We start from the raw sequence: 19744 nt of genomic DNA on the forward strand, positions 1-19744 counted from the left end.
TGGATCAGCGCGCGCAGCTTTGCCAGCGTCGCACCGCGCCAGTCGCCAAGCGACGCGATCCGCTCGTCGATCAATTGGGACGGCGATTTCGCCCCGGCATCGCTGGTACTCATCTCTTTTCCTTTCTCGTTGGCCGGTCAGGCTGCTTCGTTGGCGCGTCGCACTCCGCGTCCCTTCGACAGATAGGGCAAAGCGAACAGGTACAGCCCGGTGATCATCAGCAGGATCAGCGGGAACAGCGCCATTAGCCCGATCCAGGTCGCTTGCCTGTTCATCACCAGGGCGATGGTATTGATGACGACCGTCGCCATGAACACGATCGACGTCCAGCGGTGGAATTGCCTGATCCCCGATTTCATCCGGTCCTCCTTTGTTATCCGCGTATCCGTCGTGCCGATCAGTCGAGCCGCGCCACGACCTCATCCAGATTGCCGAGGAATTTCTGCCAGCCGAACTTGGCGCCGGCGAAGGCCTGCTGCTGGTCGGGCCGGAAGCCGGCCTGCTCCATCCGCACGTGCGTGCCGCCGGATGAGGGCGTGAGCGTCCAGGTGACGACGCTCTCCAGCCCCATCGCGTCCCAGCTATAGGCAAGCGAATGCTGCGGCTCGATCTCGATCACGCGGCAATCGACCGATCCCCAATCGCCGGTCAGCGTGAAGCGATGATCGAGCGAGGGCACGAAATCGTTCTTCATCAGCCATTCGGCGATCAAATGCGGCTGGGTCAGCGCGCGCCAGATCTTGTCCTGGGCATGGCCGAACTCGCGTTCGATCACGACGGAGCGCGTTTCGGTCGATGTGTCGGTCATTGGTCCATCCTTTTCAGCAAATCTTCGAGGTCGTCGAACCGCCTTTCCCAAAAACCGGTCATCTGGCTGGTCCAGTCGAGCAGCGGCGCCAGCGCCCCGCGGCGCGCGCTGTACCGCGTCTGGCGGCCGTCGGGGCGATCGAGCACCAGCCCCGCCTGCTTGAGCAAGGCGAGATGCTTCGACACCGCCGGCTGCGAGACGCCGGCGCCCGCCGTCAGCGTCCCGACCGATAATTCGCCGTCACTGCACAGTCGCTCGAAGATTGCCCGCCGAGTGGGATCGGCGAGCGTCCTGAACAATAGGTCGTGGGCGTCGGTCATGGAACACATAACTCTATGGCTATGAATCGATCTCATAACCTCAGGGTTATGGATTAGTCAAGCCGCGGTGCCGTCGACGATCCGGTGAGGCCGGCGGTCGCCCGCGCCGAGGTACGGCGCCGCTATCTTGCTAAGTCGATTGGAGATTTGGCATGAAGATCGCGACATCGGGAGGGGGCTATGAGCGCGACGAGTCTGATTGCATTGCTGGGCGCGCTGGCAGCGCCGGCCCCGCCGGCGAACAAGTGCCGCGCCGACCTCCTGGCACAATTGCCGGTGACGATGGCCCGCCTTCAGCCGATGGTCGATGCCCGGTTCGGCGACAAGACCGCTCGCTTCATCCTCGACAGCGGCGCGTTCTACAGCACGATCTCGCGCGCCAGTGCCGCGGAATATGGTCTGAAGGTCGAATCTGCCCCGCCGTGGTTCCGGCTGATGGGCATCGGCGGCGACACCTCGGCCGGCGTCGCCAACACCGACCAGTTTTGGCTGGCCGGAATCAAGCTCCCCAAGGTCAGTTTCATCGTCGGCGGCAGCGACATGGGCGCGACCGGTCTGCTCGGACAGAACATCCTGGGCCTGGCCGACGTCGAATACGACCTGCCGCACGGCGCCGTACGCTTGCTGAAAACGGTCGATTGCGCGCGCAGCGGCCTCGCCTATTGGGCGGGCGACAAGCCGTTCACCATGGTCGAACTCGAAGGCAAGCCGGACGGCGTGTTCAAGCCGCATACCATCGGTACGATCCTGTTGAACGGGGTCAAGATAAAAGCCGTGTTCGATTCCGGTGCGCAAAGCTCGTTGCTGTCGCTGTCCACGGCCAAGCGCCTGGGCATCACCCCGGGATCGCCCGGTGTCGAGTTCGTCGGCGAGGGCTCCGGGCTGGGGACGCACCGCGTGCCTACCTGGCTCGCGACATTCGACAAGATCGACATCGGCGGCGAGACGATCCCCCGTCCCAAGATCCGCATTACTCAACTCGATCTCGAGAATGCGGACATGCTGATCGGGGTCGACTTCTTCCTGACGCACCGCATGTTCGTGTCGAATACCACGCACAGGATGTTCATCACCTATGAAGGCGGCCCGGTGTTCGGCCTGTCGCCTCGACAGGCCCGCTCATCGGACGGCAAGGTGCTCGATCTGACCGACAAGGCGCCCGAACCGACCAGTGCGGACGAATTCTCGCGACGCGGCGCGACCTTCGCATCCAATCGCAAGCTGACCGAGGCGCTGGCCGATTTCGACAAGGCGATCGCGCTCGCGCCGAAGGAAAGCCGCTACGCCTATCAGCGCGCGATGGCGCGCTTCGCCAATGGCGATCGATCCGGTGGTCTCGCCGATCTCGACCGGACGATCGCGCTCGCGCCCGACAATGCCGACGCTCGGCTCTATCGCGCGCAGATGCGCCTGCGCGACGGCAATATCGAGGGCGCTACGGAAGATGTCCGGGCCGCCGACCGCGCGCTTGCACCGTCCGCCGACAAGCGCCTGGTCGTCGCGTCGCTGTACGACAGCCTGGGAACCCCCGACGCCGCGTTGCCCAATTACGATCTATGGCTCAAGAGCCATCCCGAAGACAGCAGCCGCGGGATCGCGCTCAACGGCCGATGCTGGGTGCGCGGCCTGCTCAACCGCGATCTCGACAAGGCGCTGGAAGATTGCAACGCGGCGGTTCGCGCTCAGCCGCGCGACGCCTCGATTCTCGACAGCCGCGCGCTGATTCGCGTGCGACGCGGCGAAATGAAGCAGGCAATGGCGGATTACAACGCGGCGCTCGCGATCAATCCCCGCGCCGCCTGGTCGCTCTACATGCGGGGCATCGTCGAAGCGAAAACCGGTCAGGCGGCGCAAGCCAAGGCCGATCGCGCCGCGGCGATCGCGATCGATCCCAAAGTAGTCGATCGCGCGCGCAAATATGGATTGGAAAGCTGACGGCGAAGGCAAATGCGATGGCTCGCTCGCGTCCGCCAGCGCCAGCCTGCGCGTCGACATGTCGCGTCGGTGCGGCCGCCGAAGTCGCAGTGCCGCTGACCCGTCCGCGCTACGACACCGGCAACCGCGATTCGCGGATCAATCTGGGCATCCCGACCGCTCCCTGATCCCAAGCGCAAAATAAATTTCGCATCGCTGTCGAATCCCCTCCCGTCCGCGCGTCTCCGCGGTACGATCGCATTTCGGCGGTCGCGGGAGATACGAGATGCACTACATGCTGCTGATCTACGAAGACGAGAGCGTCTATGGCGACAAGAACGACACGCCCGAGATGAAGGCGATCGTCGCCAAGCATTGGGACCTGGTCGGCGAACTGGGCAGCCAGTACAAGACCGGCGCCGGGCTGGAGATGACGTCCGCCGCGACCACCGTCCGCACCGTCGACGGCAAGCAGACGATCCATGACGGCCCGTTCGCCGAGACCCGCGAGCAACTGGGTGGCTATTACGTCATCGAAGCCGACAATCTCGACGATGCCATCGCGATCGCGCGCCGCGTCCCGGTGCGGTTCGACGGGTCGATCGAGATCCGGCCGCTGCTCCACCCGCCGGGCATGTGATGCTCGACGCGGTCCTGCGGGCGGATGGCGGGCGGATCACCGCCGCGCTCGCCGCCCGCTTCCGTGACCTCGACCTCGCCGAGGAAGCGCTGGCGGAGGCGTGCGGGCGGGCGATCACCGCCTGGGCCGACGCCCGGCCGGCCAATCCGGCGGGCTGGTTGTACCGCGTCGCCGACCGCATCGCGCTCGACATGCTGCGCCGGCGCGCGGTGCGCGACACGACCGTCCTGCCCGAGCCGGAGCCCGAACCGACCGCGGAGGAATTGATGGCCGCCCGCCCACTGATCCCCGACGAACGGCTGCAGCTGATCTTCGTCTGCTGTCACCCGGCGATCCATCCCGAGGCGCGCGCGGCGCTGACATTGCGGCTGGTGTGCGGCTTGTCGGCGCAAGAGATCGCGCGCGCCTTCCTGATCGCCGAGCCGGCCTTGCTGCAACGCCTGACCCGCGCCAAGCACAAGATCGCCGCCGCCGGCGTGCCGTTCGAAATACCGGGCCCGGATCATTGGCGCGACCGGCTCGACGCGGTGCTGTCGACGCTCGAAGTTGCCTACGCCCATGCCCATGCCGACGGTGCGGGCACCGGCCGCCATGCCGGTTATGCCGAGGAGATGCTGGGCATCACCGCGACCCTGACGGCGATGCTGCCAACCGAGCCGGAGGTGCACGCACTCGCCGCCATCGTGCGCTTCGCCGAGGCACGGCGGCCGGCGCGAGTCGACGCCGACGGCGTGATGGCGCCGCTCGCGGACCAGGATCCGGCGCGCTGGGACGCGGAGCTGATCGCGCTCGGGCGCCGCTATCTCGCCGTCGTCCTGCAGCGCCCGCTCGGCCCGCGCGGACTGCAGGCGCTGATCCATGCCGAATGGTGCGCGCGATCGTCGCTCGCCGCGCCGGCGCCCTGGCCCGCGATCCTGACGCTTTACGACGCCCTGCTCGCCCTACGCGACGACCCGGTCGTCCGGCTCAACCGCGCGGTCGCGCTGGCGGAAATTCGCGGCCCGACGGCCGCGCTCGAGGAGGTGGATGCGCTCGCGCATGCCGGGCTTGCGGCCTATCTGCCCTATCATTCGCTGCGCGCCGACCTACTCGCCCGGCTCGGCTTCGCCGAACCGGCACGCCAGGCCTATGACGCCGCGCTGGCGCTGGGCCCCGGCGATGCCGAGCGTCGCTGGCTGGAACGTCGCCGATCGGAGGCGGCCCCATCGACGTAGCGGGTATCGAAGCGAATCTCCGCCGGATTGGAGAAACGATAAACGCCGAATATCGCGCCGCCGAAAAGGCCGGGCACCGGCGCAGCCACCACTTTTGGCCGCCGCAAACACATTTTGCCGCAAAAAGTTCCCGGGTCGGCTTTGCCTTGGCTCGTTTTGGGTATGCCGACCGGCATCGACCCATTGCCAATCGTTACATTTCCGGCCAAATCGGCCTCACTGCTTTGGCAAACAGCAGCATCACTACGGGGCCGCCTTCGGGCGGCCCCAGCTTTATCCGCCCTATTTCATCTGCCGCTTCGCCGAAGCCAGCGTCGCCTTGCCATAAGGCGGCTTAAGGCCGGCCAGCTTGGCGATGTCGAAGCGCGACTGGCGGTAGACCGCCCGGGCGTGGCTGAACGTCCTGAACCCGTCATGGCCGTGATAGGCGCCCATCCCCGAGGGGCCGATCCCGCCGAACGGCAATTCCTCGTTGGAAATGTGGAAGATGACGTCGTCGAGCGTCACGCCGCCCGAGATCGTGCGGTCGAGCACGCGGCGGCGCTCGCCGTCGTCGTTGCCGAAATAATAGAGGCCGAGCGGACGGTCGCGGCGGTTCACCTCGGCGATCGCGCCGTCGATCGTGTCGTAGCGCCGCACCGGCAGGATCGGCCCGAAAATCTCTTCCTGCATCACCGTCATGTCGTCTGTCGCGTCGCGGACGATGTGGAGCGGCATCTTGCGGCTGTTCGACGCGGCGAAATCCTCATTGGCCGGGTTGACCGTCTCGATCGTCGCACCCTTGGTCCGCGCGTCCTCCAGCCAGTCCTGCAGCCGCTGGTGATGGCGGTCGTTGATGATCGAGGTGTAGTCGGGATTGGCGAGCAGGGTCGGGTACATCGCGGAGACCGACTGCTTGAGCCCGTCGACCACCGCTTGTTCCTGGTCGCTTGGCACCAGCATGTAATCGGGGGCGAGGCAGATCTGGCCGGCGTTGAGCATCTTGCCGATCGCCACCCGCTCGGTGCCGCGTTTCACGTCGGCCGAGCGGCCGAAGATCACCGGCGACTTGCCGCCGAGTTCGAGCGTAACCGGCGTCAGATTGTCCGCCGCCGCGTGGAGGATGTGCCGGCCGATCCCGGTCGCGCCGGTGAAGATCAGATGGTCGAACGGCAGCCCGGAAAATTGCTTGCCGATCTCCGGCCCGCCCGAGACGAAGGCGAGTTCGTCGGCGGCGAAATAGTTTGGGCAAACCTCCGCGAACAAGGCGGCGACTCGCGGGGTGAACTCGCTGGTCTTGACCATCGCGCGATTGCCCGCCGCGAGCACGCCGGACAGCGGCGCCATGATCAGATTGACCGGGAAATTCCACGGCGCGATCACCCCGACCACGCCCTTGGGTTGAAACTCGATCCATCCCTTGGCGCCGAGCAGCCCGAGCGGCGCGGTCACCGGGCGGCGCTCGGGGCGCGACCAGCGGTCGACATGCTTCAATGCATGTTTGAGCGGCGCGACCGAGGCGGCGATGTCGGTGACCATCGACTGTTCGCGGCTGCGATGCCCGAAATCCTCGCTCAGCGCGTCGCAGAAGCGATCGGCATTGTCGGCGATCATTGCCGCCGCGCGCTTCAGCCGGTCCTTGCGCACCGCCAGGCTGACCGGCAGCTCGGCCTGGAACGCCGCGCGCTGTGCCGCCAGGATATCGTGCATCGTCATTGCTTGTTCCCCTCCCCGATCGTTCAGGCGCAGCCGATCGCGCCCGCGACCGGGATCACGATCGCCGCGCGGCCGGCCCGCTCGATCCTCAATATGCCATCCGAAATCGACCCGCTGTTCGGCGCGCCGGCATCTGTCCTGACGTTACCCTGCAAGGTCGCGACCACGCCCGCGCCGCGATATTCGGTGATCTGCGAGAAACCGAGCCCGCCGATCCCGTTCTGCGCGCTGATCGGATAATCCGCCGTCTTGCCGTCGAGCGAGAGGCGCAGCGATCCCGGATCGGCGGTCGCCATCGCGACCAGTGCCATGCTCGGCGTCCTGCTCCACAGGAAAGCGGCGCAACCCTTCGCGGGGAGGCGCTGTTGCGGCAAGGCGCCGATCGGCAGGCCGTCGACCGTGGCGGAGGGATCGATCACCTGCGGCGGCGCGGCGGCGGGTGTGTCGGCCTGTTGCGCGCCGGCCGGCCATAGCGGCAGCATGGCGATCGGCAGCAGCGCGAGCGACAGCATCCTCATACCCGCGGTGCTACCACGCGGCGCGGCGACAGGTAAGCGCTGATTGACGTTCGCGTCAGCCGAGCGGCTTCTTGCGGATCAGATAACGATAGACCCCGAACACATCGATCGCGAATAGCACGCCGTTCTGCGTGCCCAGCGCCCAGTCATGAGACAGCGCGGCGCCCGCCAGCCAGCACAGGGCCGAACCGACGAAGACGACGAACCCCCATCCCGTCACGCGCCGTCCCAAATCGAACGACACCATCATCGCCGCGACGATCCCGCTGATCGAGGCGGCCCATTTGAGCACGGTAATGAGCGTTCCCATCGTCATTCCCTAGCGAACGAACGGCATATCCGATTTGCTGCAGAGCAAGTCCGGCGATTTGAATTCGCCGCTCCGCACGCCTAGATCGCGCCCGACACTTTCCGGAGCTTCCCATGACCGCCGACCCGATCGTCATCCTGTCCTATGCCCGCACCCCGATGGGAAGTTTCCAGGGCACGCTGACCGGCGCCAGCGCGACGCAGCTCGGTGCGACGGCGGTCAAGGGCGCGGTCGAGCGCGCGGGCGTCGATCCGAAAGACATCGAGCGCATCTACATGGGCTGCGTGCTTCCCGCCGGCTTGGGGCAGGCCCCGGCGCGCCAGGCGGCGATCAACGCCGGCCTGGGCGAGCATGTCGAGGCGACCACGGTCAACAAGATGTGCGGATCGGGCATGCAGGCCGCGATCATGGGCAGCGAGGCGCTCGCCGCGGGGTCGGTCGACCTGATCGTCGTCGGCGGCATGGAGAGCATGACCAACGCGCCCTATCTGTCGATGCGCCATCGCGGCGGCGCCCGGATCGGCCACGATGTGCTCAAGGATCATATGTATCTCGACGGGCTCGAGGACGCCTATGAGCCCGGCCGGCTGATGGGCAGCTTCGCCGAGGAGACCGCGCAGGAATATCAGTTCACCCGCGCCGCGCAGGACGATTACGCGATTGCCAGCCTCGAACGCGCGCAGGCCGCGCAAAAGTCCGGCGCGTTCGATCGCGAGATCGTCGCGGTCGAGGTGGTCGGGCGCAAGGGCACCGACACGGTCACGCTCGACGAGCAGCCGACCAAGGGCGATCCCGCGAAGATCCCGACGCTCAAGCCCGCTTTCGCCAAGGACGGCACGATCACCGCGGCCAATGCCTCATCGATCTCCGACGGCGCCGCCGCGCTGGTGCTGACCCGCGCCTCGGTCGCCGAGAAGCTGGGCAGGAAGCCGGTCGCGCGGATCGTAGCCCAGGCCGCGCACGCCCACGCCCCCGCCAAATTCACCACCGCGCCGGTCGCCGCGATGCAAAAGGCGCTCGACAAGGCCGGCTGGAGCGTCGCCGATGTCGATCTGTTCGAAGTCAACGAGGCGTTCGCGGTGGTCGCGATGATCGCGATGCACGACCTCGGCATCCCGCACGACAAGATCAACGTCAACGGCGGCGCCTGCGCGCTCGGCCACCCGATCGGCGCCAGCGGCGCGCGCATCCTGACGACGCTGGTCGCGGCGCTGCAGCAGCGCGGGCTCAAGCGCGGGCTGGCGTCGCTGTGCATCGGCGGCGGCGAGGCGACGGCGGTCGCGGTCGAATTGATCGACTGATGTCTCCGATGCGGGCATCTTCGCAGCGAATGCGCGACGAGAGCTGATGCAGATTGCAGCTTATTTGGTTTACATGCGTTAAACAGGGTCATCGCTGGCATGTCGTTTCGGGCGTCAGCGGCTGAGGGCTAGCTTCCCCCGCCTACGCCGGAGGAACAACCTTGTCTCTTTCCCATGCCCCTACGCTGCGTCCGATGCTCGCGCGATTGAGATCGCGGTCGAGCCTCTCGCCTCAAGAAACGGAAGCGCTGTTGGCGCTCCCGCATCGCTTGTCGGTTCTCGACGCGGGCAGCTACATCGTCCGCGAAGGCGATCGTGCCGACAGATGCTGCGTATTGCTCGGCGGTTTTGCTTACCGCCACAAAGTCGTCGGCAGCGGGGCGAGACAGATCCTCTCGATCCACATCGGTGGCGATATCGTCGATTTGCAGAACAGCCTGCTCGGACATGCCGATCACAACGTCCAAACCATGACCCGCACCGAAGTCGCCCTCATCCCGCGGCAGGCGATCCTCGATCTGTGCGCTCGTTATCCCGCGATAGCGCATGCTTTGTGGGTCGATACCTTGGTCGATGCGTCGATCTCTCGCGAGTGGATCGCCAATATCGGGCGAAGAACTGCACGCCAACGCATCGCCCATCTGTTCTGCGAGCTCGCGTTGCGTCAGGAATCGGCCGGACTCTGCGAACGCCCGCATTATACCTGGCCGATGACGCAGGAACAGGTCGGCGACGCGACGGGGCTCACATCGGTCCACGTCAACCGCGTGCTGCAGGGCCTGCGCGCCGATCGCTTGATCAGCACGACCAAAAGTTCGGTGACGATTACCAACTGGGACGATCTTCAGGAAGCTGGCGACTTCAACCGATCCTATCTCCATCTACCGTCACCGCGTGGCGCTCGCGAGATGGCCGATCATCGATCCTGGGAATTTTCCGCCGCAAAATCATATTGATCCAGGACAAGATCTGAAACCAAAGAGCGGTCGCCGCTTTTCTCCCGATGATGGCTCGCTATTTCTTCAACGTCTATAATGACGAGATCACGCTGGACGAAGAGGGCGCCGACTTTGCCGACGCGGCTGCAGCTCTGCGCCGCGCGGCCAACGAGGCGCGCAACTTCGCCACGGAATCGGTCAGGGCGCACGGCCATCTGGTGCTCCACCACAAGATCGAAGTGCTGGACGAACAGCGCCACAAGGTCGGCGTCGTCCATTTCGGCGACGCGGTCGCGATAGAATTCTGAAAGCATCGAACGGCTCGATCGAGCCTCCGAAATATTTTTTATTTCGGCGATTTTGGCTAACATTGTTGAAAGCGCGCCCGATACGTAATGGCTAGCCTGGCTTCCTAACGGGTAACAGGAAACGACCATGGCCAAGGCCGATCGGGACTATTTCCTAGCGCGCGCGAAGCACGAGCGCGAAGTCGCCATCACATGCGAGGACAATTCGGTAGCGCTCGCCCATCTACACTTCGCGGAGGAATATGAGCGCCGCGCCCAGCTTCTCGCGCCACAATCGGCCGCTCCGCATCTAGCGGCCTTGTCCTGACACCCATTTTTTGCGGCGAACCCGCCCGCTGCTTCCTATCTAAGTAAATCATTTGGTTGGAAATGATCCGATGGCGAATGGTTGGGCGCCCGACGGTGCGGTACAGGATCAAATAGAAGACAGCATCCGGGACGCGATCCTGGAAGCGCGGGCCCATATGCCGAGCGGCGAAAGCCTGGAGGAATGCGAAATCTGCGGCGAACCGATCCCCGAGAAACGGCGCGCCGCGATGCCGGGCGTTCGCACGTGCATCGCCTGCCAGAGCGCGCGCGACGCTAAGCGCGTGGCCTTTTCGGGCATCAATCGGCGGGGCAGCAAGGACAGCCAATTGCGGTGACGGGCCGACCCGAGCAACCATCTGACAAATCGTCATAACCTCGATCAGCAAGCCCCGAAAATCAGGATCGTATCCTCGCCGCTGGCCGTTCTGGCCGGGTCCGTGACCGGATGGAATCGAGGAGAGAATGATGGGACAGCAAGGCCAGGGCGATAGGAACCAAGACCGCGGCCAAGGCGGCCAGAGCGACATGAACCAGGGTGCCGGCCAGGGTGGCCAAGACGGTACGAATCAGGGCGGCGGACAGGGCGGCCAAAGCGATCAAGATATGGACCGCGGGAACCAGGACCAGCAGGGCGCTCAGAACATGGATCGCCGGCAGGACCAAACCCAGGACGGTCAGGCGGGTGGCGGCCAGTCGACCGACACCGCGGCGCCGGACGACGAAGAAGGCGACGTAACCGCCAGCGGCGCCGAATAAGCCGAATGCCGAAGACGGCGCGGTGTTTCCGCCGCGCCGTCTCCATGCATCGCTCCTTTCGCGACCGCTCAGCCACGCACCGGAACAGGCATTTTCCGTCCGGATCGGCCAATCCGCTATCGCGGCTCACTCGCAATATGTACTTTTATTCTCGATAGTGCATTGCCTTGTCAGGCGCCCTCGCCTAGCCGCGCACCCTGGATTCGGCGGAAGCGAGGGACGCCAGTTCGTGCGATGGTTCGCCGCCCTGACTTGTGGCCTGGCCGCCTTGTGCGCGCCGGCGATCGCGCGTGCCGATGACGACAAGCCGTCGGCCGACCTCCGCTACACGACCGACATCATCGCCGACGCGTCCGGCGGCGAACAGCGCCGGCTACGCTGGATGGGCCGATTGGATCTCGATCTCGACAGCGGCACCGGCCTATTCGGGGTCGAAGGCGCGCATGCCCATGCCGACATCTTCCTGCTCCATGGCGGCGGCTTTTCCGAACGCGACGTCGGCGACGTGCAGGTGGTCAGCAATATCGACGCGCCTTATGCGCTGCGCCCGTTCGAGGCGTGGCTCGAGGCGCCGCTCGGCGGTGGGGTTCGGGCGAAAGCGGGATTGATCGATCTCAACAGCGAATTCGACGTGCAGAGCGTGGGCGCGCTGTTCCTCAACAGCTCGTTCGGCATCGCCCCCGATTATTCGCAATCGGGCCTCAACGGCCCCTCGATCTTTCCGATCACTTCGCCGGGGCTGCTCGTCGCGATCGAGAAGAAGCGCTGGAAATTGCGCACCGCGATCTTCGACGCCGAGCCGGGCGATCCCGCGCATCCGCATCGCGTCCTGCCCGGCCCGTTCTTTCGCGCCGGCGCCTTGCTGTCGAGCGAAGGCGAGGTGAAGATCGGCGCCGGCGGCGAGTTGCAGGCCGGCGCCTGGCTCTACACCGACCGGTTCGATCGCCTCGACGGGCGCGGCAAGGGCCGCAGCGCCGGCGCTTATATGCAATATGAGCAATTGCTCGCCGGCGACGACCGCACAGGCGCGCTGCGCGGCTGGGTGCGCGCCGGCCGCGCGGCGAGCGACGTCAATGAAATCGGCACCTATCTGGGCGGCGGGTTGAGTTGGGGCACGGACGGGCGCTCCTATGGCATCGCGGTTGCGCATGCGCGGTTGGGCGATCCGGGCATGGACGCGCTGGCGGCAAGCGTCGCGATTCCGCGGCGTGCCGAGACCACGGTCGAACTCACCGCGACGCACCGGGTGAGCAAATGGCTGATGCTCCAACCCGACGTGCAATATGTCCGCCGCCCCGGCTGGGGCGTGGCACCCGACGCGCTGGTGCTGGGCCTAAGGCTGCATTTCTCGACGAAGTGACGCGCGCTCAGAGCGTTCGCGTGAAATAGCGGCTGAAGCTCGTATCGCTATAGCTGCCGAACGGCCCACACGGCACGAACCCCGCGCGCTCGTACATCGCCCAGGCCGGCGCGAACGGGGCGTTGCTGTCGGTCTCCAGGCTCAGCCGCCGATAGCTTCGGGCCCGTGCTTCGCCGATGATGTGATCGAGCATCGCGCCCGCCACGCCGCGTCGCAAGGCGGTGGGAGCGGTCCGCATCGATTTGATCTCGCCATGCGCCGCGTCGAGCTGCTTGAGCCCGCCCATGCCGAGCAGGTCGTCGCCCTCCCATATTGTCCAGAAGGTCACGTCGCGATGCTTCAATCCCGACAAATCGAGCGCGAACACGCTGTCCGGCGGCGAAATCTCGTGCATCGAGCGAAGATGATAGTCGATCAGCGCGACCACCGCGGGCCGCGACACGTCGTCGCGCTCGATCCGCATCACTCGATCGTTTCGCTGGCGTCGACACCCCACAAATGGCTGATCTCGACGAACCCGCCGCGGCCGGTGACATCGAGATAGCACCAGCCGTCGGCGCATTTGCTGACCCTGCCGACCACGCCGGGCTCGGCGCGCCAATTGACCTTGCCGGCGAAACGCGGCGAGTCGCGCAATTCGACGATATCCCCCATCACCATCGCGGTGCGCTGATCGGCGATCAGATTCGCCTGCATCCAGCCTTGCGTGCCGCCCGGATCCTCGATCTTGCGCCACAAGGCACCGCCGCCCTTTTCCTTGTAATTCTCGATCACTTTGACCGGCAGGCCCTGGCGCTGGTATTTCCAGCTCACCGGATAGATGCGGCTGGGGCCGGTGCGCATATAGGCCGCCTTGGCGGCGATCGACGCGAAATAGGGCGGCTTCTTCTCGACCAGCGCCGCGATCCCCGGCACCGCGATCGCCGTCGTCGCGATCGCAGACAACACCCAGCCAAGCCGCATGGCCAATCCCCTTTTAACTGTACGCCTCGATTCGCAGCTATCGCGCAGCGGCGCCGGAGCATCAACCGGATTGACCAAAACCCATTACGCGGCCAAGCCGAGCGCATGGCCGGGTCCAAGCGCAAACCTCGGGTGATCGTGACGCGCGAATTGAGCGATGCGGTGATGGATCGCATGGCCCAGTTGTTCGACGCCGAGCTCAATCGCGAGGATATCGCGATGACGCACGAGCAACTCGTCGCCGCGGTCCAGGATGCCGACGTGCTGGTCCCGACGGTCACCGACACGATCGACGCCGATCTGATCGAAGCGGCCGGCGACCGACTCAAGCTGATCGCCAATTTCGGCAATGGCGTCGACCATATCGACCTCAAGGCGGCACGAGCGCGCGGCATCCTGGTCACCAACACCCCCGGCGTGCTGACCGAGGACACCGCCGACATGACAATGGCGCTGATCCTGTCGGTGCCGCGCCGTTTGGCGGAGGGCGAGAAGCTCGCGCGCTCGGGCCAATGGAGCGGATGGAGTCCGGGCGCGATGCTCGGCCACCGCATCGGCGGCAAGACCCTGGGCATCGTCGGCATGGGCCGTATCGGCCAGGCAGTCGCCGCGCGCGCCCGCGCCTTCGGCCTGGCCGTCCATTACCACAATCGCCACCGCCTTCCCGAAAGCCTGGAGCAGCAATTGGCGGCGACCTGGCACGCCGATCTCGACGAAATGCTCGGCGGCAGCGACGTCATCTCGATCCACACCCCGCATACCGACCAGACCGAAAGATTGATCGACGCGCGCCGCCTGTCGCTGCTCAAGCCCCAGGCCTATATCGTCAACACCTCACGCGGCTCGGCGATCGACGAAGCGGCGCTGATCGACGCGCTGGAAGCCGGCCGGCTCGCCGGTGCCGGGCTCGACGTGTTCGCGCACGAGCCGGCGATCGACCCGCGGCTGCTGGCCCTGCCCAATGTCGTGCTGCTCCCGCACATGGGATCGGCGACCTTCGAAGCGCGCGCCGCGACCGGCGAGCGCGTCATCCGCAACATCCAGCATTGGGCGGATGGCCATCGCCCGCCCGATCAAGTGCTGGAGGGGTGGGTTTGATGGTCAATCGGGGGATATTGCTCGCGCTCACGCCGATCGCTCTGGCCGCCGCGGTCCCGGCCCTGGCCCAGGACGCGGCGGACAGTGGCAGCGATAGCGGCGCGGGATGGGAGCTTCCGCGCCATCAGATGGCCGGGTTCCCGTCGGGCGCCCCGACGAGCTACGATTGCAAGAAGAAAACGTGCATCTTCCTGGTCAATCTAAGCAACCATCGCGTCACGGAATTCCGTTATGCCGTGGCTGAAAGGAATGGCGCGCCGCAATGGAGCGGCAATGCGTTCCCGAGCAACTTCGCCTTCAACTCGAAGCGCTGGACGATGTGGTTTCCGCCCAAGGACATGGGTTGCCGGCTCGACCTCAAGGTCGTGATGACGATCGACGGCAAGAACCGCGAGGAAAGCGGCACGTTCGATGTCTGCGCCAACCCGACATTGCTGTTCACGATCCGCGACCCGCTGGAGAAGGGCAAGTTGGGGACGGTGACCGTCGATCCGATCGTGCCGAACGCCCCGACGCCGCCGGCCCCGGCAACGAAGCCCTGAAATCCCGATCCGTGTCCTGCTTTCGCAGGAGCACCGCTATCTCAATTGGCCAAACCGGCGAGCCACTCGCCGATCATCGCGCGCCCCGCCGCCACTGCCGTCGGCCCGAGCCGATCGTGGGCCGCGCGCAGGGCCTCGGGCGTCTCGCCTACTTCGGCGATTTCAGCGACATCGTTGGTCAGCCAATGCTCGAAGCGCTCATCCTCGCCCATCTCGGCATGGAATTGCAGCGCGAGCATATTGCGACCGCGCGCGAAGGCCTGGGCATAAGACGCTGTCGTCGCGAGCAAATCGGTACCAGCCGGGACGTCGAACGTATCGCCGTGCCAGTGCAGCATCGCGACCCCGTCGAGATGCCGTAACGGACCGGCCTTGCCCGCGTCCGTCAAGCTGAGCGGTGCGAAGCCGATCTCGCGCACCGGCCCCTTGCGCACATCGGCGCCAAGCGCGGCGGCGATCAACTGGCTGCCGAGGCACACGCCCAGGATCGGCAGATCGGCGGCGAGCCGGCGCCGGATCACCGCGATCTCGTCCTCCAGCCAGGGGAATTTGTCGGTATCATAGGCGCCCATCGGGCCGCCCATCACGACCAGCAGGTCGGGCGACAGCGTATCGAGCTTCGCACAGCCGGCATGATGCGCGGCGACGCGCTCGATCGCATAACCGGCCGCTTCGATCGGCTCGCGATAGCCGGCGATGCCTTCGTAATCGACGTGACGGAGAACCAGGGCGCGCTTCATGCGCGCCAACCTAGCGCGTTATGGTTTCACAGCAATTAACCATGTCTTCGCCGCAGCATAGCACCGCTCACTCATACGGTACCTGTTGGATGCCACACGACATCACGCGAACTTTGCCACTGTCCAATTTATACTCAATCGTCGCCGTTCGCCCCGCATAGTCCCCGGGATCGACGGCGGTGATCGGGTTGCCGCGAAGGACTCATCGGTCCGCGCGACCGGGCACGTCGATGCTTTTATACGATGCTATGATCGTCCCAAAATCGAGCCAGAAACGCGACTTCCGATCGGTGAAGGCCGGATACCAATAGGTCCGCTCCCAACCATGAATGTCGCCAATACATTTCTTGCCGTTCACTTTCGCCTCGATCTTATCGATCGCACCGGCGGGCGGGACAGTCGATTCGGTTGGCCAGGGTGGTGCATCGGGCGGCCGATTACCGGAACCGGACGCCTGCACGGCCAGGAAAGCGAAAAGGAGCATCAATCCCCGGTCAGGATGCGATCGACCAGTTGCTTCACCGTCGGAACGAAGCCGTTCGAATAGAACGGGTCCTTCTTGAAATTATACGCGCCGTGCCCGGCGAACATCAGATTCTGGTCGACATCGCCGCCATGCGCGATGTCCTGCAGCGTCTTCTGGATGCAGAAGCTGCGCGGATCGGCGAGGCGACCGGTCGAGTTGGTCTCGCTGTCGGCCCAGCTCGAGAACAGGCATTGCGACAGGCAGCCCATGCAATCGGCCTGATCCTTGCGGATTTCCGCTTTTTCGGCCGGCGTGACGAAGACGAGTGTGTTGTCGGGCGTCTTGAGCGCTTCGGTGAAGCCATGGCCGAACCATTCGCGCGCGCGCAGCAGGTCGTTGCGCGTCACCCAGAAGTTCTTGCCCTTCACGCCGACATCGAGCTGGAAGGTATGATCGCCGGCTTCCTGGGTCGAGAAAGCGATCTGCCGTTCGGATCGCGCTTCGAGCGCGCGGAGGAACGGATTGCGTACCGCCGACGAATAGAAACCGGTCGGCGAGAAGCGGTGCAGCAATACGCCGCCTTCCTCGATCTGGGTCAGCCTGGCCTTCCACGCCTCCGGGATGGGGCTCTCCTGGGTCAGCAGCGGGCGCGTGCCGAACTGAAAGGCGATCTGGCCGAGCTCGGGATTGTCGATCCAGTCGTTCCAGTCGCGCAGATACCAGACACCGCCGGCCATCACGATCGGCACGTCGTCCGAAATGCCGCCCTCGCGCATCGTCGCGCGCAATTCCTTGACGCGCGGATAGGGATCCTGCGGCTCGAGCGGATTTTCGGCGTTGGACAGGCCGTTGTGCCCGCCCGCCAGCCAGGGATCCTCATAGACCACCGCCGCGAGCCATTCCGCCGCTTTCGAATAGGCGCGCTTCCACAGCGCGCGGAAGGCGCGGCCCGAACTCACGATCGGCAAGTAATTGACGTTGTACGAGGCCGCGATCTCGCTGAGCTTGTATGGCATGCCGGCCCCGCAGGTCACCCCGGCGACCAGCCCGCGCGTGCGCTCCAGCACGCCATGCAGTACGCGCTGCGCACCGCCCATTTCCCACAACACGTTGATGTTGATCGCGCCCTTGCCGCCGGCGATCTCGAACGCGCGTTTCACCTGCTGGACCGCGCCTTCGATCGCATAGTCGATCAACTCCTCATGGCGCTCGCGGCGAGTCAGCGCCTTGTACACCTGGGGAATGATCTTGCCTTCGGGATCGTAGCTGTCGGCATTGACCGCGGAGACCGTGCCTATCCCGCCCGCCGCCGCCCAGGCGCCGGCGCTGGCGTGGTTGGTCGCAGCGACGCCCTTGCCCCCTTCCACCAGCGGCCACACCTCGCGACCGTTATAGACGATAGGCTTCAGGCCCTTGAACACGTATGTCTCCTAGCGAACAATAACGCAGCCTATAGCGTTTCGCTGCACGTACGCGAGCAAATACGACTCGCTGCGTCCCACCTCAGCCGCTCAACGCTCCGGCGCGGCCCAGCGCGTCGTCGTACAGCCGCGCATAAGCTGCGATCATCGCCTTCTGGTCATAGTCCGCCACCGCCCTGGCGCGGTTGGCCTTGCCCACCGCCGCGCGCAGCCCGGCATCGGCGGCGAGTGCCTGGATCGCATCGCGCATCTCGACTTCGCCCGAGTTCGTCGTGATGTAGGGCCGGTTCTCTTCGCTCACCATGTGCGGGATGTCGCCCGCCGGAACTGCGGCGATCGGCACGCCGGCCGCCATCGCCTCGACCACCGAGATCGGGAACTGCTCGCTGAGCGACGACAGGGCCATGATATCGAACAGTCCGACATAACGATGCGGATCGGGCAGGAATCCCGGCAGCAGCACCTTGTCCTGCATGTCGAGCGAGCGCGCTGCCATCTCGATCCTCGCTCGCTCGGGCCCTTCCCCGACGATGACCAGCCGCACGCGCGCCGAACAGCCTGCCGCCGCGCGGACCAGGGCGGGCAGGTTCTTGACCTCGCGCAGCCCGGCCAATGCACCGACGATCACCTCGCCGGGCTTGCGGATGAAACCGGGGATCGCCTTGGGGTCGGGCTTGCGCGCATAGAGCGCGGTGTCGATGCCGTTCGGGATCCGCCGCAGGCGCGGCGCCGATTGCTTCCAGATGTTGGTCGCGACCCATTCGAGGGTCATCGACGGCACCACCACCGCATGCGCGGCAGGGAAGGCCATGCGGCGATAGATCGCGCGCTGGGGCTTCAGCCGCATCGCCTCGTCGGCGTTGAAGCCGTCCTCGTGATGGACGATCGGCGGCATGCCCTTGGCGAAGACGCGCTTCGCCATGACGGCGTCGATCGCGCCCCAATTGTAGCTGAGCACCAGGTCGAAACGGCGCATGTATTTGGCGATCGTCTCATACCGGCCGACCGACGGCTTGCCGGTCAGCGGCGGCGGGTTCTGTGCGATCTCATAGGCCACGCCCTTCGCGATCGCGTCGCGCGCGGAATATTGGTCGGGCATGCCCGACACGATCGTATGCCGCGCGCGATCGCCGAACGCGTTCATCAACTGGACTGCGCGCGCTTCCTTGCCGCCCAGGTTGAACGACGAATGCATGTGCAGGATGTTCAGGGGTGCGGGCATAAGAAGGAAGGGACATCCTAATCTCCCCTCCCGCTTGCGGGAGGGGTCGGGGGAGGGCCTGTCGGACCCAAAATCAGGGTGTGCACATGCCCTCCCAGCTTGAGGCCTGCAACAGGTCGAAATGCGCCCCGCGCATTTCTCGATCATGCCGGGGGCATGATCGACCTGAGCTCCCCTCCCGCAAGCGGGAGGGGAATCAGAGCCCGAACGCGCTCTTCGGGATGTGGGTGCTGCGGCACGCCAGGTCGGCTTCCCCGCTGGCGACGACAGAATGGTCGCCGGCATCGGCGATGCCGGTCGTGAACACCACATTGTCCAGATACATCAAATGCTTGATCGGCTCGGTCAGGTGCGGCGCGGGCTCCAGCAAGGGAGCGTCGCAGGTCTGCACGGTGATCGAGGGGTCGCGCGCGTCGAGCAGCGACCAATAAGTGCGGTAGATGCCGACCACGCCATAGGGCTCGACCCCATGCCACAGGGTGAGCCAGCCCTTGTCGGTCAGGATCGGCGGCGTGCCGCCCCCCATCCGCGCGGTGGCCAGCGTCTTCGCGTGCGGCCGAATGCCCGGCTTGTCGTGCGGCTTCCAATGCACGGCATCGAGCGAGGTCGCGAGATTGATCGACGGCCCCGCGCGCCATTCGCTGCCCGGCGGATAGGCGAAATAGAGGTCGCCGAGCGGCCGCGTCTGCGCCCAGTAATTGGCACCGATCCGGTCCTCGAAGATCAGCATGTCCTTGTTCTGGTGGTCGAGCACGATCCCCTCGAGCAGCCAGTCCTTCGCGTCGTTCGACGTATAGAGCGTGGTGGAATGCCGCTCGGGGCTGACCGAGCACGTCGTCATCAGCCAGCGATTGCCGACATGGCTGATCCGTGCGTCCTCGACGCCATAGCATTGATAGGA

Annotated in this window: 24 protein-coding genes and 1 pseudogene; 12 read left to right on the top strand and 13 right to left on the bottom strand. The window is 65.5% G+C overall.

What is annotated here, in order from left to right:
* Positions 1–137: 137 nt before the first annotated feature.
* The 3 genes from ACTHJR_RS03065 to ACTHJR_RS03075 are packed head-to-tail and all read right to left on the bottom strand — an operon-like array spanning position 138 to position 1128.
* Complete coding sequence (locus ACTHJR_RS03065) at positions 138–359, bottom strand: hypothetical protein (RefSeq protein WP_440521610.1); 222 nt, start codon at positions 357–359, stop codon at positions 138–140.
* Positions 360–397: 38 nt separating this feature from the next.
* On the bottom strand, positions 398–808 hold the full coding sequence (locus ACTHJR_RS03070; RefSeq protein WP_440521611.1) for an SRPBCC family protein: 411 nt from the start codon (positions 806–808) through the stop codon (positions 398–400).
* Positions 805–1128: an ArsR/SmtB family transcription factor gene (locus ACTHJR_RS03075; RefSeq protein ID WP_440521612.1), complete on the bottom strand. Its 324-nt coding sequence runs from the start codon at positions 1126–1128 to the stop codon at positions 805–807. The genes ACTHJR_RS03070 and ACTHJR_RS03075 overlap by 4 nt, the downstream gene beginning before the upstream one ends.
* 180 nt (positions 1129–1308) lie before the next feature.
* Between ACTHJR_RS03075 and ACTHJR_RS03080 the strand changes: the two genes are divergently transcribed.
* The 4 genes from ACTHJR_RS03080 (at position 1309) to ACTHJR_RS03095 (ending at position 4896) form a co-directional block, all read left to right on the top strand.
* The gene (locus ACTHJR_RS03080; RefSeq protein WP_440521614.1) at positions 1309–3063 is read left to right on the top strand and encodes an aspartyl protease family protein; all 1755 of its coding nucleotides are present in this window, start codon (positions 1309–1311) and stop codon (positions 3061–3063) included.
* A gap of 17 nt (positions 3064–3080) precedes the next feature.
* Entirely contained in the window at positions 3081–3230 is a 150-nt protein-coding gene (locus ACTHJR_RS03085) for a hypothetical protein (RefSeq protein WP_440521615.1), read from the top strand.
* Positions 3231–3328: 98 nt separating this feature from the next.
* Positions 3329–3682, top strand: coding sequence for a YciI family protein (locus ACTHJR_RS03090; protein ID WP_440521616.1), 354 nt, complete (start codon positions 3329–3331; stop codon positions 3680–3682).
* Positions 3682–4896, top strand: a complete 1215-nt coding sequence (locus ACTHJR_RS03095; protein ID WP_440521618.1) for an RNA polymerase sigma factor — start codon at positions 3682–3684, stop codon at positions 4894–4896. The genes ACTHJR_RS03090 and ACTHJR_RS03095 overlap by 1 nt, the downstream gene beginning before the upstream one ends.
* Before the next feature lie 282 nt (positions 4897–5178).
* Here ACTHJR_RS03095 and ACTHJR_RS03100 read toward each other — a convergent pair whose 3' ends face one another.
* From ACTHJR_RS03100 to ACTHJR_RS03110, 3 genes are all read right to left on the bottom strand, one after another.
* Positions 5179–6591: a coniferyl aldehyde dehydrogenase gene (locus ACTHJR_RS03100; RefSeq protein WP_440521619.1), complete on the bottom strand. Its 1413-nt coding sequence runs from the start codon at positions 6589–6591 to the stop codon at positions 5179–5181.
* A 23-nt stretch (positions 6592–6614) separates the two neighbouring features.
* Positions 6615–7103, bottom strand: coding sequence for a hypothetical protein (locus tag ACTHJR_RS03105; RefSeq protein ID WP_440521620.1), 489 nt, complete (start codon positions 7101–7103; stop codon positions 6615–6617).
* 61 nt (positions 7104–7164) lie between these two features.
* The gene (locus ACTHJR_RS03110) at positions 7165–7419 is read right to left on the bottom strand and encodes a hypothetical protein (RefSeq protein ID WP_440521621.1); all 255 of its coding nucleotides are present in this window, start codon (positions 7417–7419) and stop codon (positions 7165–7167) included.
* Positions 7420–7532: 113 nt separating this feature from the next.
* On the opposite strand from ACTHJR_RS03110, the gene ACTHJR_RS03115 reads away from it, so the two are divergent.
* The 6 genes from ACTHJR_RS03115 (at position 7533) to ACTHJR_RS03140 (ending at position 12391) form a co-directional block, all read left to right on the top strand.
* On the top strand, positions 7533–8720 hold the full coding sequence (locus ACTHJR_RS03115) for an acetyl-CoA C-acyltransferase (protein ID WP_440521622.1): 1188 nt from the start codon (positions 7533–7535) through the stop codon (positions 8718–8720).
* Positions 8721–8971: 251 nt separating this feature from the next.
* A complete protein-coding gene (locus ACTHJR_RS03120) occupies positions 8972–9676 on the top strand; it encodes a Crp/Fnr family transcriptional regulator (RefSeq protein ID WP_440521624.1) in 705 nt (234 codons plus the stop codon).
* Between the two features lie 47 nt (positions 9677–9723).
* Positions 9724–9966, top strand: coding sequence for a DUF6894 family protein (locus ACTHJR_RS03125; RefSeq protein WP_440521625.1), 243 nt, complete (start codon positions 9724–9726; stop codon positions 9964–9966).
* A gap of 127 nt (positions 9967–10093) precedes the next feature.
* A complete protein-coding gene (locus ACTHJR_RS03130; RefSeq protein ID WP_440521626.1) occupies positions 10094–10273 on the top strand; it encodes a hypothetical protein in 180 nt (59 codons plus the stop codon).
* Positions 10274–10343: 70 nt separating this feature from the next.
* Positions 10344–10610, top strand: coding sequence for a DksA/TraR family C4-type zinc finger protein (locus ACTHJR_RS03135; RefSeq protein ID WP_440521627.1), 267 nt, complete (start codon positions 10344–10346; stop codon positions 10608–10610).
* 650 nt (positions 10611–11260) lie between these two features.
* Positions 11261–12391 carry a carbohydrate porin gene (locus tag ACTHJR_RS03140; RefSeq protein ID WP_440521628.1) on the top strand — a complete coding sequence of 377 codons (1131 nt, stop codon included), beginning with the start codon at positions 11261–11263 and terminating at the stop codon, positions 12389–12391.
* A 7-nt stretch (positions 12392–12398) separates the two neighbouring features.
* Here the strand turns inward: ACTHJR_RS03140 and ACTHJR_RS03145 are convergent, their stop codons facing one another.
* Both ACTHJR_RS03145 and ACTHJR_RS03150 read right to left on the bottom strand, forming a co-directional pair.
* Positions 12399–12854 (bottom strand): GNAT family N-acetyltransferase, encoded by a 456-nt coding sequence (locus ACTHJR_RS03145; protein ID WP_440521629.1) that lies wholly within the window; start codon positions 12852–12854, stop codon positions 12399–12401.
* Positions 12854–13354: an SH3 domain-containing protein gene (locus ACTHJR_RS03150; RefSeq protein WP_440521630.1), complete on the bottom strand. Its 501-nt coding sequence runs from the start codon at positions 13352–13354 to the stop codon at positions 12854–12856. The genes ACTHJR_RS03145 and ACTHJR_RS03150 overlap by 1 nt, the downstream gene beginning before the upstream one ends.
* Positions 13355–13459: 105 nt before the next feature.
* Between ACTHJR_RS03150 and ACTHJR_RS03155 the strand changes: the two genes are divergently transcribed.
* Positions 13460–14452, top strand: coding sequence for a 2-hydroxyacid dehydrogenase (locus ACTHJR_RS03155; RefSeq protein WP_440521631.1), 993 nt, complete (start codon positions 13460–13462; stop codon positions 14450–14452).
* Positions 14452–14994, top strand: a complete 543-nt coding sequence (locus ACTHJR_RS03160; protein ID WP_440521633.1) for a hypothetical protein — start codon at positions 14452–14454, stop codon at positions 14992–14994. The genes ACTHJR_RS03155 and ACTHJR_RS03160 overlap by 1 nt, the downstream gene beginning before the upstream one ends.
* A 41-nt stretch (positions 14995–15035) precedes the next feature.
* Here the strand turns inward: ACTHJR_RS03160 and ACTHJR_RS03165 are convergent, their stop codons facing one another.
* The 5 genes and pseudogenes from ACTHJR_RS03165 to ACTHJR_RS03185 all read right to left on the bottom strand — a co-directional run.
* Positions 15036–15734: a glutamine amidotransferase gene (locus tag ACTHJR_RS03165; protein ID WP_440521635.1), complete on the bottom strand. Its 699-nt coding sequence runs from the start codon at positions 15732–15734 to the stop codon at positions 15036–15038.
* A 202-nt stretch (positions 15735–15936) separates the two neighbouring features.
* Complete coding sequence (locus ACTHJR_RS03170) at positions 15937–16218, bottom strand: hypothetical protein (RefSeq protein ID WP_440521636.1); 282 nt, start codon at positions 16216–16218, stop codon at positions 15937–15939.
* Complete coding sequence (locus ACTHJR_RS03175) at positions 16218–17621, bottom strand: NAD(P)H-dependent flavin oxidoreductase (protein ID WP_440521637.1); 1404 nt, start codon at positions 17619–17621, stop codon at positions 16218–16220. Before ACTHJR_RS03175 ends, ACTHJR_RS03170 begins: the two co-directional genes overlap by 1 nt.
* An 82-nt stretch (positions 17622–17703) precedes the next feature.
* The gene (locus ACTHJR_RS03180; protein WP_440521638.1) at positions 17704–18843 is read right to left on the bottom strand and encodes a glycosyltransferase family 4 protein; all 1140 of its coding nucleotides are present in this window, start codon (positions 18841–18843) and stop codon (positions 17704–17706) included.
* A gap of 196 nt (positions 18844–19039) precedes the next feature.
* Positions 19040–19744, bottom strand: a pseudogene (locus ACTHJR_RS03185) (glycosidase); the annotation flags it as partial.

Source organism: Sphingomonas sp. (genome assembly GCF_051962185.1).
Classification (GTDB): domain Bacteria; phylum Pseudomonadota; class Alphaproteobacteria; order Sphingomonadales; family Sphingomonadaceae; genus Sphingomonas.

Coding starts and splice junctions, on each gene's coding strand:
- ACTHJR_RS03065 (WP_440521610.1), bottom strand. CDS start 359: ATGAAATCGGGGATCAGGCAATTCCACCGCTGGACGTCGATCGTGTTC.
- ACTHJR_RS03125 (WP_440521625.1), top strand. CDS start 9,724: ATGATGGCTCGCTATTTCTTCAACGTCTATAATGACGAGATCACGCTG.
- ACTHJR_RS03135 (WP_440521627.1), top strand. CDS start 10,344: ATGGCGAATGGTTGGGCGCCCGACGGTGCGGTACAGGATCAAATAGAA.
- ACTHJR_RS03105 (WP_440521620.1), bottom strand. CDS start 7,103: ATGCTGTCGCTCGCGCTGCTGCCGATCGCCATGCTGCCGCTATGGCCG.
- ACTHJR_RS03070 (WP_440521611.1), bottom strand. CDS start 808: ATGACCGACACATCGACCGAAACGCGCTCCGTCGTGATCGAACGCGAG.
- ACTHJR_RS03100 (WP_440521619.1), bottom strand. CDS start 6,591: ATGACGATGCACGATATCCTGGCGGCACAGCGCGCGGCGTTCCAGGCC.
- ACTHJR_RS03130 (WP_440521626.1), top strand. CDS start 10,094: ATGGCCAAGGCCGATCGGGACTATTTCCTAGCGCGCGCGAAGCACGAG.
- ACTHJR_RS03145 (WP_440521629.1), bottom strand. CDS start 12,854: ATGCGGATCGAGCGCGACGACGTGTCGCGGCCCGCGGTGGTCGCGCTG.
- ACTHJR_RS03180 (WP_440521638.1), bottom strand. CDS start 18,843: ATGCCCGCACCCCTGAACATCCTGCACATGCATTCGTCGTTCAACCTG.
- ACTHJR_RS03090 (WP_440521616.1), top strand. CDS start 3,329: ATGCACTACATGCTGCTGATCTACGAAGACGAGAGCGTCTATGGCGAC.
- ACTHJR_RS03110 (WP_440521621.1), bottom strand. CDS start 7,419: ATGGGAACGCTCATTACCGTGCTCAAATGGGCCGCCTCGATCAGCGGG.
- ACTHJR_RS03080 (WP_440521614.1), top strand. CDS start 1,309: ATGAGCGCGACGAGTCTGATTGCATTGCTGGGCGCGCTGGCAGCGCCG.
- ACTHJR_RS03150 (WP_440521630.1), bottom strand. CDS start 13,354: ATGCGGCTTGGCTGGGTGTTGTCTGCGATCGCGACGACGGCGATCGCG.
- ACTHJR_RS03155 (WP_440521631.1), top strand. CDS start 13,460: ATGGCCGGGTCCAAGCGCAAACCTCGGGTGATCGTGACGCGCGAATTG.
- ACTHJR_RS03170 (WP_440521636.1), bottom strand. CDS start 16,218: ATGCTCCTTTTCGCTTTCCTGGCCGTGCAGGCGTCCGGTTCCGGTAAT.
- ACTHJR_RS03160 (WP_440521633.1), top strand. CDS start 14,452: ATGGTCAATCGGGGGATATTGCTCGCGCTCACGCCGATCGCTCTGGCC.
- ACTHJR_RS03165 (WP_440521635.1), bottom strand. CDS start 15,734: ATGAAGCGCGCCCTGGTTCTCCGTCACGTCGATTACGAAGGCATCGCC.
- ACTHJR_RS03075 (WP_440521612.1), bottom strand. CDS start 1,128: ATGACCGACGCCCACGACCTATTGTTCAGGACGCTCGCCGATCCCACT.
- ACTHJR_RS03095 (WP_440521618.1), top strand. CDS start 3,682: ATGCTCGACGCGGTCCTGCGGGCGGATGGCGGGCGGATCACCGCCGCG.
- ACTHJR_RS03085 (WP_440521615.1), top strand. CDS start 3,081: ATGGCTCGCTCGCGTCCGCCAGCGCCAGCCTGCGCGTCGACATGTCGC.
- ACTHJR_RS03115 (WP_440521622.1), top strand. CDS start 7,533: ATGACCGCCGACCCGATCGTCATCCTGTCCTATGCCCGCACCCCGATG.